This is a genomic window from Halomonas sp. 7T, assembly GCF_025643255.1.
In the GTDB taxonomy this organism is placed as follows: domain Bacteria; phylum Pseudomonadota; class Gammaproteobacteria; order Pseudomonadales; family Halomonadaceae; genus Vreelandella.
In genome coordinates this window covers 1,248,198-1,263,039 of sequence record NZ_CP087112.1, presented here as the reverse complement: position 1 = coordinate 1,263,039, position 14,842 = coordinate 1,248,198, and the positions used below count along the sequence as shown (strand labels likewise).

Genomic DNA, 14,842 nt, shown 5'->3' with positions numbered 1-14,842 from the left:
CAAAATAAAATTAACAATGGGTTGATGAAAATTGTGTGGCGCAGAAAACCTTCCCCTGCTACCTACGCCCTTCACGCAACGTTTCAGGACGAGAACCATCAGCAGTAACAGGGGAAAACAGCGTTAGTGGGCTGTCCAACCCAAATCAATATTCCAGCTTGACCCGGTGACCGCTCCGGCAGCATCCGAAGCCAGATACGCCACCATCTGTGCCACTTCAGCCGGTTCGATTAAACGCTTGACCGCAGCATTCTTAAGCATGATGTTTTCAATCACCTCTTGCTCATCCATATTGTGCAGCTTGGCTTGATCGGCGATTTGATTATCGACCAACGGCGTTCTCACATAGGCAGGGCAAATCGCGTTAGCGGTAATCCCCTGCTCCCCGCCTTCCAGTGCAGCCGTTTTGGTTAGCCCCATCATGCCATGCTTAGCACTTACGTACGCAGACTTGCCCGGTGATGCCACGTGGGCATGGATGGAAGCAATATTGATAATCCGCCCCCAGCCTTTTTCACGCATAGAGGGCCAGGCTGCTTGAGTGAGAATAAAAGGCGCCGTGAGCATTAGATCGATGATTTGACGCCATTTCTCTTCGGGAAACGTTTCAATAGACGCAACGTGCTGAATGCCCGCGTTATTCACTAAAATATCGACACCACCAAAGCGCTTCACTGCTTCTGCAATGGCACCCCGACATGCTTCGGGGTCGGTCAGGTCAGCCTGATAAAACGCCGCGCCAGCCGCATCTGCCACCTCCTGACCTTTAGGGTTAAAATCTACCGCCAACACTTGGTGACCCAGCTCGCAAAAGTGCTTCACGACGGCTGCGCCAATACCTGTAGTAGTACCGGTCACCACGGCAACACGAGGGGTTGCGGCTGTTTGAGAACTCATTAGCATTTCCTTTTGTGAATAATTCGATGTTGAAAACGTAACGCTTAAAAACGCTTTTTTACACAAGCCATCTAAACATAGCGAATTTAAAACCTGACACCCTACTGCCGTGTCATGCCTACTCACACTCAACGTAACGATTACGCGTACTGGCGCCTATTACATCAACTGCGCCACCTGCCGCTTTTATGTCCGCGCCATCAAACGTGACATCATCTGCTGCGCTAGTCGAGCGGCATCTTGCATGCTTTCAAGATCGCTCAAGTCGTCTAAAATGCGTCGCTTATAGATGTCATAGCCGCCAGGCAGCCGTTCGAGGTCTAGACGATAGTGCCCTGAGGGCAGTTCAAGCGACAGCGTTTCGTCCAAAGGAGCCGTAAGCATAGCCTGCTCAGGAACTACCACTAGCCAAAGCTCACAGGGGGTAAACAGTGCCCCTACTAGCAGCGAAGCACCATTTGCCTTCGCGTTAAGCGGTTCAAAACACAACGCATCGACGCCTAAACGGGGGTTATAGTGGCTAGTGCCTTTGATGAGACGTAAGTGAACATCTCGATACGCCTGCGCCAATGCCGCTAAGTACTGATACTGCTGGGGAGTCAAACTTTGCATCCTCTCTCCTAGAGCAAACGACACCGATAACGCACCTCAATGGTCAACGTAGTGTGGCACTATTGGCGAAAACCTCTGAGCTACGCCACAATGGCGGTAATTTATTAACGAAACGCCGCAGTTTAGAGGAGTGATGCTCATGTTTGTGGTTATTTTTGGTCGTATGTCTTGCCCTTTTTGCGTACGCGCCAAGCAATTGGCGGATTACCTGGAAAACACAGGTAAGATACAAGGCTATCGCTATGTAGACATGCCTTCAGAGGGCGTCACTAAAGAAGATATTGCAAAAACAGCAGGTAAACCTATCCATACTGTTCCGCAAATATTTGTCGACCAGCAGCACATTGGTGGCTTCACCGAATTTGATCACTTCGTGCGTAATAAACAGCTTTTGGCTTCTTAATTGTTGAATTCTTAGTTCTTGAATTCCTAGCTTTTGAATTCTTAGCTTTTGGCTTCTCAGCCCCGGCGTTAAAAATGCCGTTAACAGCCGTTGAACGCTCTCTATCCTTGCTTGCCTATACTGAACGCTTGAAAAAGCTCACCCCACACGGGCCAGCGATAGGCGGCGAGGTTACCCCATGCAGCGAGAGGAGTTTGTTCAGCAGCTGTGGCTTGACTACATCCACACCCACCCCGACTTAGGGGCTCTGCGGCTGTGGCCATTAACGGTTCCAGCGGAATACTTAACCCTAGTTACCCTCAATCACGGCCCCTTTTCCGCAAATGCACTGGGGGCGAAGCTGGCACATATGGGTTACCGCTCTGTTGGGCATTACGCCATGGCAGATAAAGGGATGCTCATCCACCTGCTCGCTCCTAACGACAGCGGTAGCTGGCTAATATTGGCAGAGCTACAGTTGGGCACCCTTGCTAAAGCGCCGAGAGAGGCACTCACGCTTCTTGTAGCTCAAAGCCATCCTGAAGATTGCAAAGGCCATAATTTGCTTTGTCGCGGCCGCCCCTGGCCAATGCCCTCATGGGCACTGTACCAGCAACTTCAAGCTGCTCATCCACTTGCGGCATGGCTAGCTGTCATGGGTCCGCGCCTGCATCATGCAGGTTATGATTGCACTACCCTCGGCAATCCGCTTGAAATACTTGATGCACAGCTAGCCACGGCGGGTATGCCCAGTATCGACAGTCAGCAAAATGGCGTATTTCCTGTCTCTTCGATGTTGCTCCACCGCTTTTATCCCGCGATGCCTCAGAAAATAGCCTTTGGAGACGGTGATGAGCATAGGCTTTGCCTTGGCGGCCTCGCCTTAATACAAAAGCATCTGGATGATGACCATGAGCGAGTGGCGGAGATATTACTGCCTTTCCATACTCGCTGCGAAATGGCGTGAGCACGCAACATAGCCCACGCCTTCTCATCAGCCAACAAACGCAACGTTACTCGTCAAAGGTCATTTCTGGTACGTTATCGGGAACAATTAGCTTTCCGGCGGTTTTCTCTATGATCTCTTCAACGCTCACACCCGGTGCACGCTCTTTCAAGATAAAGGCGCCATCTTTAATCTCAAGATAAGCGAGATCGGTAAGAACGCGATTAATACAACCCGCGCCGGTTAACGGCAGTGTGCACTTCTCAAGGAGTTTTGATTCACCGTGTTTGGACGCATGCGTCATGGTACAGATTATATTTTCAGCGCCTGCCACCAAGTCCATGGCGCCTCCCATACCTTTTATCAATTTGCCAGGCACCATCCACGAGGCAATATTGCCTTCCTGATCGACCTCAAAAGCCCCTAGTACGGTTAGATCCACATGACCACCGCGAATCATGGCAAACGATTCTGCCGACGAAAAAATCGCTGCGCCGGGTCTTGCAGTAACCGTTTGCTTACCGGCATTAATCATATCCGGGTCGACCTCTTCCTCCGTCGGAAAGCGCCCCATGCCGAGCAAGCCATTCTCTGACTGCAGCATGACATCAATACCGTCAGGTACATAGTTGGCAACTAGCGTAGGGATACCTATACCTAGGTTGACGTAGAAACCATCTTCAAGTTCGCGAGCAACGCGCTGAGCCATCTGTTCACGTGTTAAAGCCATGGTGCTTACCTCGTAGTGAATAATGTGAGAATTATCGAATTGAGTCATTGCGTAAACATTGCATGCCCCTTAACCGGGATCGCACGCAATTAAAAAAGCAGCACGCGATTAACTGCGCACGGTTCGCTTCTCAATACGCTTCTCGAAAGAACCTTGAATGATGCGATCCACATAAATACCGGGTGTGTGGATTTGGCTTGGCTCCAACTCGCCTGGCTCAACAATTTCCTCAACTTCCACTACGGTGATTTTTCCTGCGGTGGCTGCCATTGGATTAAAGTTTTGCGCCGTATGGCGATACATGACATTGCCATAACGATCCGCTTTCCAACCTTTTACAATAGCGAAATCCCCAACGATAGCTTCTTCTAAAATGTAGTGACGACCGTTAAACTCGCGCACCTCTTTGCCTTCACCAATCGGCGTGCCGTAGCCCGTTGCGGTGTAAAAAGCGGGGATTCCCGCGCCGCCTGCGCGCATTTTTTCTGCCAGAGTGCCTTGAGGTGTTAGCACTACGTCAATTTCATCGTTGAGCATCTGCTGTTCAAACATCGCGTTTTCGCCAACATAAGAGGCAAAAATCTTACTTATCTGGCGATCCTCAAGCAGCAGCCCCAATCCAAAGCCATCCACTCCACAGTTATTGGACACAACGGAGAGGTCTTTGACACCTCGGCGTTTAATTTCAGCAATCAGGTTCTCAGGAATACCGCACAGGCCAAAACCGCCTGCAATTACGGTCATTCCATCCTGAATGCCTTCCATTGCCTCCTCGTAGGAAGCCACGCGCTTATCGAATCCTGCCATGGTTATGCCTCTCATTATTGTCGGTGGTACATCAAGCAGACTCTATGGATGCTGCTTACGCGATAGTGCCAGTGTTGTACTAGATGATATATTTGTTAAGTTTGTTTTTCTTATCAATTTATTTGAATAATTTATAAAAGAGCCCTTATGACCGTCAAACAGCTGCGCGCGTTTCTTACTGTCGCCCAAACCTTGAGCTTTACTCATGCCTGCGAGCACCTACACCTTTCCCAGCCCGCGTTAAGCCTTGCTATCAAAGGCTTAGAAGATTCACTTGGCGGTAAGCTGTTGATCCGCAGCACCCGAAGCGTAAGACTGACCCCCGAAGGAGAGACTTTGCTTCCCCTTGCAAAGCACCTGCTCGCGCAATGGGACAATACCGAAGAGCGCTTGCGCCAGCGCTTCACGCTTCAGCTAGGGCGTTTGAGTGTCGCCGCCATGCCATCGTTTGCCTGCAACCTGCTGCCCGGCGCTCTGGTCAAGTTTCGCCAGCAATACCCAAAAATCAACGTTACCGTTCACGATGTCATCAACGAAGAAGTTATCGACATGGTGCGCTCCCGCCAAGTCGAAATAGGTATCGCGTTCTCACCAGAGGGTGCCAATAGCCTGACATTTACGCCGCTATTTGAGGATGAGTTTGTCGCAGTCGTGCCGCCGCACTCCCCTTTACAGGCTAGCAGCCTTTCATGGGATACGCTGTTGCAGGACGACTTCATCACGCTTCAGCGCCCGTCGATGGTACGCCGCCTGCTAGAGCAAGAACTGGGAAAGCGCCACATTGATTTGCCTGTCGCCTTTGAAAGTCATCAGCTCTCCACCGTGGGTAAAATGGTCGCTGAAGGATTAGGCGTGAGCGCCGTACCCTCTATGTGCATTGAGCAAATGCAGGCGTTAGGTGCTTGCTGCGTTCCCCTCAATAGCCCAAGCATTGCCTGCCGCGTAGGGATACTTACTCAACAGGAACTATCCGCCGCCGCTTACGCCTTACGCAAAGTACTACTTGAGAGCGTTAAAGCCCCCTCCCTGGCTGCAGCGCTATGAACACGCATGGTATGAGTAAACCCCATAAAACACCTTACCCGTACAATAGTGAGCAGCTAAGCTGGGCAGTATGGCTTTGATCCTTTAGCATTCAGGCTAAAGGCGTACTCACAGACAGAACGCTGAACAAGAATTTGTATCGAGGATATGCGGTATGCCTATTTTGAAAGGAATAGTCAGCGTTTTATTGCTGGTCATCAGCACGCTTTTTTGGGGAGTTCCCCTCATTCTACTCACACTTGCTAAAGTCATAGCACCTGGTCGTCACCGCAAAGAGTGGCTGCTGAACCACCTTTGCGCTGTAGCGCAAAATTGGATAGGCCTTAATCTTTGGTGGATGCGGCGTTGGTTAAAGCCCAACCTAACCCTACATATACCGAACACCCTAAGCACAGAACAGTGGTGGCTAGTCGTTTCAAATCACCGAAGCTGGACCGATATTTTCATTCTGTTCATGGCGCTGCACCGACGGATTCCGCTGCCACGCTTTTTCTTAAAACATCAACTTATATGGATACCAATTGTAGGGCTCGCATTTTGGGCACTGGAATTTCCATTTATGCGTCGCTTTAGCCGTGAACAGATTGCCAAAAACCCTAAGCTTGCCACCATTGACCGTGAATCAACCGAGCGCATTTGCCGGCAGGCGCGTAACGCACCTATTACAATTTTGAATTTTGTCGAAGGGACGCGTTTCACCGTGGCGAAAAGGGAAGCGCAACAAAGTCCTTTCCAGCATTTATTAAGGCCGAAGGCCGGTGGCATTGCCCAGGTAATTAGCCTGCTAGGCGACCAATTGGATGGTATTCTTGACGTAACCATCAGCTATCAGAACCCGTCACCCACGTTTTGGGGATTTCTATGTGGTAAAGAGGCTCCCATTACCCTTGAAGCAAGGCAGCTGGCTGTTCCCGAATGGATGCTTAATGCCAACTATTACCAAGAACCGCAGCACAAGGAACGCTTCCACGCATGGATCAACTCACTCTGGCAGGAAAAAGATACCTTGCTTGGCACCCAAACCGATCACGACTAACCCTCACGTTAGGGGTCTGCTTGATAGTGAGTTGGCTGGCAGGTTGCGCCAGCCCTAGCACATCAACAGAGCGCGTTCCTGCAACAAGCAGTGCAAGTCACATCAATGGACGATGGCTTGAGGTACAGCGTGGTGACACGTTAGCAGGGCTGGCCGCGCGGGCAAATGTTCCCCTGGAGCGTCTTGAACGCTTTAACCCAGGCGTATCAGCACCACGATTGAACGTTGGCCACCGTCTGCTGATACCGACGCAACAAGAACGTGCTCCTTCCGGCGGCCCCTACCGCTACCAAATCCGAGCAGGCGATACCTACTCCAGCATTGCTCGTCATTTTGGCACTACTTCTGGTCGCCTACAAAGCGCGAACTCGAGCACCCCTGCAACGGGGTTGCGCATTGGTCAAATCATCAGTGTGCCACTCACCAGTAGCGGTGGAAGTAGCGGTGGTAGAAGCAGCCGCGCCAGTAGCAGCAGCACACCGGCCGCCGCTCCATCCTCACCCACACCAAGCACCAGCTTGCCCGCCTCGGCAAGGCGCTGGCCGTGGCCGTTAGAGGACTACCGTATTGTACGGCGCTTCGGTGCGGATAGCCGCGGCACGCTTCAACCCATGCTGCTAGCGACACAAGAAGGCGCAACGGCGAAAGCCGTCGCCCCAGGAGAAGTCCGCTTTGCTGATAGTATGCGCCAGCTCGGCGACGTGGTGATTGTCCACCACGCCGGTAATCTGCAAACGGTTTATGCACTCTGCGAGCGTATTATCGTTCAAGTAGGTCAGCAGGTAAGCACGGGAGACCCTCTATGCGAGGTTGGACAAAGCAGCTCAACTCAACGTTATGACCTGCTATTTGATCTGCGCCAGGGAGGCAAACCTATCGACCCGCGTCAGGTCTTACGATAACCAGTATATTCGTAGATGCCACGCAAAAGCCCCTGAATGGTCAGGGGCTTTTTACCGTTAACTTTTTATAAGAACTTATAAGCAATCATGGCCTTTTAGCCGCGATAGTACCCGGGCTTCACAAAAGGCGTTTTGGCGACGGTCATGGGCAACTGCTTACCGCGCACCAGCGCATACACAACGCTCTCTGGCGCCTCCCATTCCCGTTTCACATAGCCAAGTGCTACCGGTTTGCCTACGCTAGGCCCGAAACCACCCGATGTCACAACACCTATTTCGTTGCCCGCTTCATCAACTAACACACTGCCTTCTCGCACAGGCGCGCGTCCCTCTGCCACTAAGCCAACTCGCTTGCGCTGATGATCTTTAGCATCTACCTGATGCAGAATAACGTCAGCGCCTGGAAAGCCTGCAGGACGTTCGCCACCGTGACGACGTGGTTTTGCGATAGCCCAAATCAGACCTGCTTCGACCGGGGTCGTCTCAAGATCCATATCGTGGCCATAAAGGCATAGGCCCGCTTCTAAGCGCAGTGAATCGCGCGCGCCAAGGCCAATTGCTTCCACCTCTGGCTCAGCTAACAGCTGCTCAGCAAGGGCTTCACAACCTTCACGGGCCACGGAAATTTCAAAACCATCTTCACCCGTATAGCCACTACGGCTGATCCAGACTTCCTGGCCTGCTAACGTGAACCGGCCATGCTGCATAAATATCAGTTCGCAGGCTTTCGGACAGAGGCGCGCCATGACATCGCGAGCTTCTGGCCCTTGTAACGCCAACAGCCCCCGATCAACCACCTCAATTTTATGGGTCGCGCCTAGGTTGGTACGCAGGTGAGCGATATCCTGGTCTTTGCAAGCGGCATTGACCACGAGATAAAAATGATCGCCTGCATTGACCACCATCAGATCATCGATAATGCCGCCGTCGGTACTGGTGAAAAGCCCGTAGCGCTGCTCACCTTGCTTTAATGCTACTAAATCAGCCGGTATCAGGGTCTCTAATGCGCTTGCCACGTCCTGGCCAGAGACCAAAATTTGCCCCATGTGAGACACATCAAACAAACCGCACCGCTGGCGAGTATGCTCATGCTCTTTTTTTACGCCTAACGGATACTGTACCGGCATATCGTAGCCAGCAAAGGGCACCATTTTGGCACCCAACTTGGTGTGTAACGTATGAAGCGGCGTATGTTTAAGGTCTGTCATGGGATTTCCTCGGTCTTAAAAAGAAACGGGAAGCCAATCGCTGGCTTCCCGACTCTACAGATAGTGATAACAGAATAGCGCGTCATTGCATCTTAATGATGTGCTAAACGCTATTTATCATGATCCAGCGCTTCACCAGGCAGTACGTCTTTACCGGCAAAGTAATCCTTGGTTAATTTGAATACCACTGGCGACAGCAGGGCCAAAGCAATCAAGTTCGGAATAGCCATTAACGCATTAAACGTATCGGCCATCAGCCAGATAAAGCCCAACTGCGCAATAGCGCCCAGCGGAATGGCCAGCACAAAGAGCACACGATATAGCATAATTGAGCTCGTACCAAACAGGAACTGGCAGCATTTTTCTCCATAAAACGACCAGCCCAAAATGGTGGTAAACGCAAATACGGCCAGCGCCACGGCAACGATTTGGTTACCAAATCCAGGCAGCGCCGCATCAAATGAAAGCGCAGTCAGTGATGCACCGGCTTCACCTTCAGTCCATACGGTCGACGTCAAAATGACCAGGGCCGTAATCGTACATACCATAATGGTATCGATAAACGTACCCAGCATGGCAATCAGCCCTTGGCGTACCGGGTTCTTGGTTTTTGCAGCTGCGTGGGCAATAGGTGCGCTCCCCAGACCCGCTTCGTTGGAGAAAATACCCCGCGCCACACCAAAACGAATCGCGGCCATAACCGCAGCCCCTGCAAAACCACCTGCCGCCGCGATGGGGTTGAAGGCATAATAGAAAATCAGCCCAAACGCGTCACCAATTTGGCTAGCATTCACAACCAACACCAGCAAACCAGCGATCACGTAAGCAATACCCATAATCGGTACAAGCTTACCGGCTACTTTAGCAATTCGCTTAATGCCGCCCAGAATCACCGCACCCGCAAGCACCATGATGATGATGCCTGTCAGCCAGTGAGGCACACCGAACGTTGCATCCATGGCATCGGCCACTGAGTTTGACTGCACCGTGTTACCAATACCAAATGCCGCGATAGCACCAAAAAATGAGAACAATCCGCCAAGCCACAGCCACTTTTTGCCTAGGCCGTTTTTGATATAAAACATCGGCCCACCAACGTGGTAGCCGGTGCTATCGGTCTCACGATAACGAACCGCCAACACCGCCTCGGAAAACTTTGTTGCCATACCTACCAGCGCGGTAATCCACATCCAAAAAACCGCACCTGGACCACCAAGAGCAATAGCGGTAGCAACACCGGCAATGTTACCCGTTCCGATAGTGGCCGATAGGGCCGTCATCAGTGCGTTAAAGGGGGAGATTTCGCCGCTGTCGCTATCTTTTTCAGGGGCTTTTTCACCAGGCGCTGATTTAGGCTTGGCATCGCGCCCTTGCCACATTAGCTTGAATCCCATACCCAGCTTGCGAATAGGCATGAGTTTTAAGCCAATTTGTAGGTAGATCCCCACACCTAACAGCAAAATCAGCATTAACGGGCCCCAAACTACGCCGTTAATCGCCCCCAGGAGGCTAGTTAATGTTTCCACGCGTATCTCCTTACCCTTTTCGTTAGCTCACTTATTATGGGTGTTAGGCAGTGTTCTGCCTTCGTTGTTGGTTGGTTGCCATACTCAAGCGTCTTGCAAAAGCGCATGTTAACTCCGCAAAACGCAAGATTTGCATGTTTTACACCATTTCCCTAGTCAACATCTATGGTGATGTCGTTATTGGACAGAGAAAGTCACTACATTTAGAAATTATAACCAGCGCTTGAAAGGTGTAAAACGGTGTGCCGGATTTTGTCTTCCTGCCCCGCTGAAGAAATTTGTTTCCGATAAGAAACACGGTAACATAGGAAAAACTGTCTTCTGCTGGCTAGGGCTGCTGTCGCCAAGACGAACTACAAACGCTAGTATGCTCTCGTCCAGACAACCGTTTCGTATAGGGAATCACTATGAGCAATCTTCCTACTAATCTTCGTTACGCGAAAAGCCATGAATGGGTACTTGATCATCAAGACGGCACCGTAACAGTTGGCATCACCGACCACGCGCAAGAAGCGTTGGGTGACGTAGTATTTGTTGAGCTACCCGAAGTCGGCCAAGCGCTCAGCAAAGGCAAAGAGTTTGGTGTAATTGAGTCCGTTAAAGCGGCTTCCGATCTTTACTCACCGGTCGACGGTGAAGTGATTGAAGTCAATGACGCTCTAGAGGATGCGCCGGAAACTGTTAACGACGCGCCTTATGAAGGTGGTTGGATAATGAAAGTCCGCCTGAGCGAACAAGCGCTTGATGACTTGCTAGACGCCGACGCCTACCAAGCAACGATCAACGCAGAGAGTTAATGCATCGTAGGCCTGCCCTCTCAAGGTAGGCCTGTTATTGCCCTTGTCGAATACCCCTGCACGGTTTTCTCATAACGTCCGGAACTTACCCATGCCTATTGAAACACGCCGCTTGGCCGAACTGGCTGACCACGATGCTTTTATCAAACGTCATAACGGGCCGAGCCCCGACGATGTCGCGACCATGTTAAAAGCGCTCAATATGCAGCGCATGGAAGACCTGATTGAGCAAACTGTGCCCAGCGATATTCGTCTTGGCCGTGAACTCGCGCTCGATGACCCGCGCAGCGAAGCAGAAGCGCTTGATTACCTAGGCCAGCTCGCACGCCAAAACCGAGTTGCAAAAAGCTATATCGGTCAAGGGTATTACGGCACACACATGCCCGCCGTCATTCAGCGTAATGTGCTGGAAAATCCAGGCTGGTATACCGCTTATACCCCTTACCAACCAGAAATTTCTCAAGGCCGCTTAGAAGGTCTGCTTAATTTCCAGCAAGTCATCATGGATCTAACCGGCATGGAGCTGGCGAACGCCTCACTGCTGGATGAAGCAACCGCTGCGGCTGAGGCCATGGCGCTTTGCAAGCGTAGCAATAAAAAAAGCAAGTCCAATGCCTTTTTTGTCGCCGACGACCTCTTTCCGCAAACGCTAGACGTGGTAAAAACCCGCGCCGAATTTTTTGGCTTTGAGCTAATTAGCGGCCCCGCCGCCACGCTCGCACAACACGATGTTTTCGGTGCGTTAGTGCAGTACCCCTCTGCGAGTGGTGAAATTAGCGACCTTGGCCCCATGCTAGAAGAAGCCCGAGCACGTGGCATTATGACGTGCGTGGCCACCGACCTTTTAAGCTTGGTGCTACTGAAAGAGCCGGGCGCAATGGGCGCGGACATTGTGGTGGGTAGCTCCCAGCGCTTTGGCGTTCCCATGGGCTTTGGCGGCCCACATGCTGCGTTTTTTGCCACGTCCGACAAGCTGAAGCGCTCGATTCCTGGACGGATTATCGGCGTATCAAAAGATAGCCGAGGCAACACGGCGCTGCGCATGGCAATGCAAACCCGCGAGCAGCATATTCGTCGTGAAAAAGCGACGTCCAATATCTGTACCGCCCAGGCGCTGCTAGCCAATATTGCCGGCTTTTACGCGACGTATCACGGCGCTGAAGGGCTTCGTAAAATTGCTGGCCGCGTACATCGCTTGACCACTCTACTGGCCGTCGGCCTCAAGCAAGCAGGCATTACGCTTACTCACGACAGCTGGTTCGATACGCTGCGCTTAACCCAAGTAGATGCAGGTAAAATCCATGGGCGCGCGATGACCCACGACATCAACCTGCACTACTTCGCTAACGGCGATGTTGGCATCAGCCTGGATGAAACCACCACCGCCCACGACGTGGCAGCCCTGTTTGACGTGTTGCTCGGTGATGAACACGGACTTTCCGTGGCAGCGCTGGATGAAAAGGTAGTCAGCGAGGGCATCAGCGGCATCCCCTCAGCGTACCAGCGTGAAAGCACTTTCCTTGAGCACCCAACGTTCAAGCGTTATCGCAGTGAAACGGAAATGCTGCGCTATCTAAAGCGTCTTGAGAATAAAGACCTTTCGCTCGCGCATGCAATGATTCCGCTGGGCTCGTGCACCATGAAGCTCAATGCCACCAGCGAGATGATTCCTGTCTCCTGGCCTGCATTTGCACACTTACACCCGTTTGCCCCGCGCGACCAGGTTGCGGGCTATCATCAAATGATTGATGAGCTCGCCGCCTTCCTAGTCGAAGTCACTGGTTACGACCACATCTCTATGCAGCCTAACTCAGGCGCACAAGGCGAGTACGCAGGCCTGCTCGCGATTCGCCGCTACCAGGCTGCGCAAGGTGAAGCCCACCGTGACGTGTGTTTGATCCCAAGCTCTGCCCACGGCACCAACCCTGCTTCTGCCGCTATGCTCAGCATGGAAGTCGTGGTGGTCGAGTGTGACCAAAATGGCAACATCGACCTGGCTGACCTAACCCACAAGGCCGAACAGTACAGCGAGCGCCTCTCTGCGGTGATGATCACCTACCCGTCTACCCACGGGGTGTTTGAATCTCACGTACGCAAAGTATGCGAGGTCGTTCACCAGCACGGCGGCCAAGTGTATGTCGATGGCGCCAATATGAACGCACAGGTTGGTCTTACGCGCCCCGGCGATTTTGGTGGCGATGTTTCCCACCTCAATCTGCACAAAACGTTCTGTATTCCCCACGGCGGCGGTGGCCCCGGCATGGGCCCCATTGGCGTAAAAGCGCACTTAGCGCCTTATGTGTCTAACCATGTGGTGACACCTATTAATGGGGTTAACCCGGAAAGCGGTGCCGTCGCAGCGGCGGCATTTGGCAGCGCCTCGATTCTGCCGATCTCTTGGGCCTATATTAAGATGATGGGCGCCCGAGGCCTACGAGAAGCCACGGAGCTTGCCATTCTCAACGCTAACTATATTGCCAAGCGGTTAGAAGATGCGTATCCGATTCTCTATCGTGGGCAGAATGGCACCGTCGCGCACGAATGTATTATCGACATTCGCCCACTCAAAAGCGCCTCGGGCATTAGTGAAGAAGATATTGCTAAACGCTTGATGGATTACGGCTTCCACGCGCCCACCATGTCATTCCCGGTACCCGGCACGCTGATGATTGAGCCGACCGAGTCGGAGTCGCTGTATGAAATCGACCGCTTCTGCGATGCCATGATAGCGATTCGTGAAGAGATTGACGCTGTCGAGCGAGGCGAGTGGCCGCTGGATAACAACCCCCTCGTCAACGCCCCTCACACGCAAGCAGATGTGATGGATAGCGACTGGCAGCGGCCCTATGACCGTCAGCTAGGCGCCTTCCCTTCACCAGCCGTCGCCGCATCTAAATACTGGCCTTCAGTTAACCGTGTAGACAACGTGTTTGGTGATCGACAGCTTATTTGCTCATGCCCCAGCATTGACGAGTACCGCTCATAAATATGCTAGCGAGTAAAATCTAAGCCCACGCCCCTAGCCCCGTTATTCGGGCGCTAGGGGCGTAATTTCATGCATGCGCTGTTCATGAAAGCCACTAAGCAGCTTTTCATAGCGCTTGGGTAACACTGAATCTTGACGACGCAATAGGTAAAGCACTTCACTAATGGCGTGAGGTAGCGCTAACGCCTTCACCTGGCGCTGCCAGGGAGAGGTCTCCAGCACCAAACGGGAAACGACGGTAAACCCCAACCCTCGGGCCACAGCATCCAGCACCATGCTCACTTCGTTGGTAAACCCCTGGTGGCGAAAGTGTGTCATCGAGCGGAACTCATCGGGGTAATTCGCCTTCAGCAACGCATTGGCGTGATTAATGCCATCGTAGTAGTTGAGAAAACCAATCCCCATCAGGTCAGAGAGCGTACTGCCCGCAAAGTCAGCAGGCACTACTAAGCAAAGCGGCTCTTTATGCCAAAGAGTGCAGGTAAGTTCAGGATGCTTGACCTGCTCGGTTACAATGCCGATGTCATAGCGCCCTTCTAGCAAATCGTTAACAATTTCGTGATTAAACGCAAAACTATAGTTAACGGTCAGGTTCGGGTGCATCTGCTGCTGACCCAGAATGTAAGGGTAAAACATCAAACCTACACTGCCCGGAGATGCAATTCGGCATTCGCCGCTATCTAAGGAGTCGTCATCTAGGCCGTGGCGAAACTGCTCGTGGTCAGCAAACAGCTTTAGCGCGTAATCATAAGCGCGTCGACCCGATTCGGTAAGCGTGAAGCTCCTCCCCTTACGCTCCAGCAGCGTTTTATTTAAGTAGCTTTCCAGCTTGCGAATATGCTGGCTAACCCCTGGCTGAGTCATTTCCAAACGGCGCGCCGTTCGTGTGAAACTTCCGGTTTCCACTAACGTAATAAATGTCCGAAAATACACGGCATTAAACATAATAAAGCGCCATCTTATGAGTCA

Annotated in this window: 14 protein-coding genes; 7 read left to right on the top strand and 7 right to left on the bottom strand. The window is 52.0% G+C overall.

Features of this window, described 5'->3' with window-relative positions:
• Positions 1-123: 123 nt before the first annotated feature.
• Both LOS15_RS05775 and hybE read right to left on the bottom strand, forming a co-directional pair.
• Positions 124-897, bottom strand: coding sequence for a 3-hydroxybutyrate dehydrogenase (locus tag LOS15_RS05775; RefSeq protein ID WP_263068733.1), 774 nt, complete (start codon positions 895-897; stop codon positions 124-126).
• Positions 898-1,083: 186 nt separating this feature from the next.
• Positions 1,084-1,509 carry a [NiFe]-hydrogenase assembly chaperone HybE gene (hybE, locus tag LOS15_RS05770; protein ID WP_263068732.1) on the bottom strand — a complete coding sequence of 142 codons (426 nt, stop codon included), beginning with the start codon at positions 1,507-1,509 and terminating at the stop codon, positions 1,084-1,086.
• Positions 1,510-1,648: 139 nt separating this feature from the next.
• Between hybE and LOS15_RS05765 the strand changes: the two genes are divergently transcribed.
• Together LOS15_RS05765 and LOS15_RS05760 are read left to right on the top strand one after the other, a co-directional pair.
• On the top strand, positions 1,649-1,912 hold the full coding sequence (locus LOS15_RS05765) for a GrxA family glutaredoxin (RefSeq protein WP_263068731.1): 264 nt from the start codon (positions 1,649-1,651) through the stop codon (positions 1,910-1,912).
• A gap of 178 nt (positions 1,913-2,090) precedes the next feature.
• The gene (locus LOS15_RS05760) at positions 2,091-2,858 is read left to right on the top strand and encodes a DUF1338 domain-containing protein (protein WP_263068729.1); all 768 of its coding nucleotides are present in this window, start codon (positions 2,091-2,093) and stop codon (positions 2,856-2,858) included.
• A 46-nt stretch (positions 2,859-2,904) separates the two neighbouring features.
• Here the strand turns inward: LOS15_RS05760 and LOS15_RS05755 are convergent, their stop codons facing one another.
• Both LOS15_RS05755 and LOS15_RS05750 read right to left on the bottom strand, forming a co-directional pair.
• A complete protein-coding gene (locus tag LOS15_RS05755) occupies positions 2,905-3,567 on the bottom strand; it encodes a CoA transferase subunit B (RefSeq protein ID WP_263068728.1) in 663 nt (220 codons plus the stop codon).
• A 108-nt stretch (positions 3,568-3,675) separates the two neighbouring features.
• Positions 3,676-4,374, bottom strand: coding sequence for a CoA transferase subunit A (locus tag LOS15_RS05750; RefSeq protein ID WP_263068726.1), 699 nt, complete (start codon positions 4,372-4,374; stop codon positions 3,676-3,678).
• A 147-nt stretch (positions 4,375-4,521) separates the two neighbouring features.
• On the opposite strand from LOS15_RS05750, the gene LOS15_RS05745 reads away from it, so the two are divergent.
• From LOS15_RS05745 to LOS15_RS05735, 3 genes are all read left to right on the top strand, one after another.
• Positions 4,522-5,418 carry a LysR family transcriptional regulator gene (locus tag LOS15_RS05745; protein WP_263068725.1) on the top strand — a complete coding sequence of 299 codons (897 nt, stop codon included), beginning with the start codon at positions 4,522-4,524 and terminating at the stop codon, positions 5,416-5,418.
• Positions 5,419-5,572: 154 nt separating this feature from the next.
• Positions 5,573-6,454, top strand: a complete 882-nt coding sequence (locus LOS15_RS05740; RefSeq protein WP_263068723.1) for an acyltransferase — start codon at positions 5,573-5,575, stop codon at positions 6,452-6,454.
• Positions 6,391-7,356: a LysM peptidoglycan-binding domain-containing protein gene (locus LOS15_RS05735; protein ID WP_263068721.1), complete on the top strand. Its 966-nt coding sequence runs from the start codon at positions 6,391-6,393 to the stop codon at positions 7,354-7,356. Before LOS15_RS05740 ends, LOS15_RS05735 begins: the two co-directional genes overlap by 64 nt.
• 95 nt (positions 7,357-7,451) lie before the next feature.
• Here the strand turns inward: LOS15_RS05735 and gcvT are convergent, their stop codons facing one another.
• Together gcvT and LOS15_RS05725 are read right to left on the bottom strand one after the other, a co-directional pair.
• Positions 7,452-8,564: a glycine cleavage system aminomethyltransferase GcvT gene (gene gcvT, locus LOS15_RS05730; protein WP_263068719.1), complete on the bottom strand. Its 1,113-nt coding sequence runs from the start codon at positions 8,562-8,564 to the stop codon at positions 7,452-7,454.
• A gap of 110 nt (positions 8,565-8,674) precedes the next feature.
• The gene (locus LOS15_RS05725; protein ID WP_263068717.1) at positions 8,675-10,090 is read right to left on the bottom strand and encodes an alanine/glycine:cation symporter family protein; all 1,416 of its coding nucleotides are present in this window, start codon (positions 10,088-10,090) and stop codon (positions 8,675-8,677) included.
• Positions 10,091-10,497: 407 nt separating this feature from the next.
• Here LOS15_RS05725 and gcvH point away from each other — a divergent pair, with 407 nt between their 5' ends.
• Together gcvH and gcvP are read left to right on the top strand one after the other, a co-directional pair.
• Positions 10,498-10,887, top strand: a complete 390-nt coding sequence (gene gcvH / locus LOS15_RS05720; RefSeq protein ID WP_263068715.1) for a glycine cleavage system protein GcvH — start codon at positions 10,498-10,500, stop codon at positions 10,885-10,887.
• A 91-nt stretch (positions 10,888-10,978) separates the two neighbouring features.
• Positions 10,979-13,873, top strand: a complete 2,895-nt coding sequence (gcvP, locus tag LOS15_RS05715; RefSeq protein ID WP_263068714.1) for an aminomethyl-transferring glycine dehydrogenase — start codon at positions 10,979-10,981, stop codon at positions 13,871-13,873.
• 42 nt (positions 13,874-13,915) lie between these two features.
• Here gcvP and LOS15_RS05710 read toward each other — a convergent pair whose 3' ends face one another.
• Positions 13,916-14,818: a LysR family transcriptional regulator gene (locus tag LOS15_RS05710; RefSeq protein ID WP_263068713.1), complete on the bottom strand. Its 903-nt coding sequence runs from the start codon at positions 14,816-14,818 to the stop codon at positions 13,916-13,918.
• Positions 14,819-14,842: the final 24 nt, after the last annotated feature.

What these genes read in the sequence shown, in the direction of transcription:
- gcvT (WP_263068719.1), bottom strand. Translation starts at nt 8,564, where the DNA reads ATGACAGACCTTAAACATACGCCGCTTCATACGTTACACACCAAGTTG.
- gcvP (WP_263068714.1), top strand. Translation starts at nt 10,979, where the DNA reads ATGCCTATTGAAACACGCCGCTTGGCCGAACTGGCTGACCACGATGCT.
- gcvH (WP_263068715.1), top strand. Translation starts at nt 10,498, where the DNA reads ATGAGCAATCTTCCTACTAATCTTCGTTACGCGAAAAGCCATGAATGG.
- LOS15_RS05775 (WP_263068733.1), bottom strand. Translation starts at nt 897, where the DNA reads ATGAGTTCTCAAACAGCCGCAACCCCTCGTGTTGCCGTGGTGACCGGT.
- hybE (WP_263068732.1), bottom strand. Translation starts at nt 1,509, where the DNA reads ATGCAAAGTTTGACTCCCCAGCAGTATCAGTACTTAGCGGCATTGGCG.
- LOS15_RS05740 (WP_263068723.1), top strand. Translation starts at nt 5,573, where the DNA reads ATGCCTATTTTGAAAGGAATAGTCAGCGTTTTATTGCTGGTCATCAGC.
- LOS15_RS05750 (WP_263068726.1), bottom strand. Translation starts at nt 4,374, where the DNA reads ATGGCAGGATTCGATAAGCGCGTGGCTTCCTACGAGGAGGCAATGGAA.
- LOS15_RS05755 (WP_263068728.1), bottom strand. Translation starts at nt 3,567, where the DNA reads ATGGCTTTAACACGTGAACAGATGGCTCAGCGCGTTGCTCGCGAACTT.
- LOS15_RS05710 (WP_263068713.1), bottom strand. Translation starts at nt 14,818, where the DNA reads ATGTTTAATGCCGTGTATTTTCGGACATTTATTACGTTAGTGGAAACC.
- LOS15_RS05765 (WP_263068731.1), top strand. Translation starts at nt 1,649, where the DNA reads ATGTTTGTGGTTATTTTTGGTCGTATGTCTTGCCCTTTTTGCGTACGC.
- LOS15_RS05735 (WP_263068721.1), top strand. Translation starts at nt 6,391, where the DNA reads ATGGATCAACTCACTCTGGCAGGAAAAAGATACCTTGCTTGGCACCCA.
- LOS15_RS05745 (WP_263068725.1), top strand. Translation starts at nt 4,522, where the DNA reads ATGACCGTCAAACAGCTGCGCGCGTTTCTTACTGTCGCCCAAACCTTG.
- LOS15_RS05760 (WP_263068729.1), top strand. Translation starts at nt 2,091, where the DNA reads ATGCAGCGAGAGGAGTTTGTTCAGCAGCTGTGGCTTGACTACATCCAC.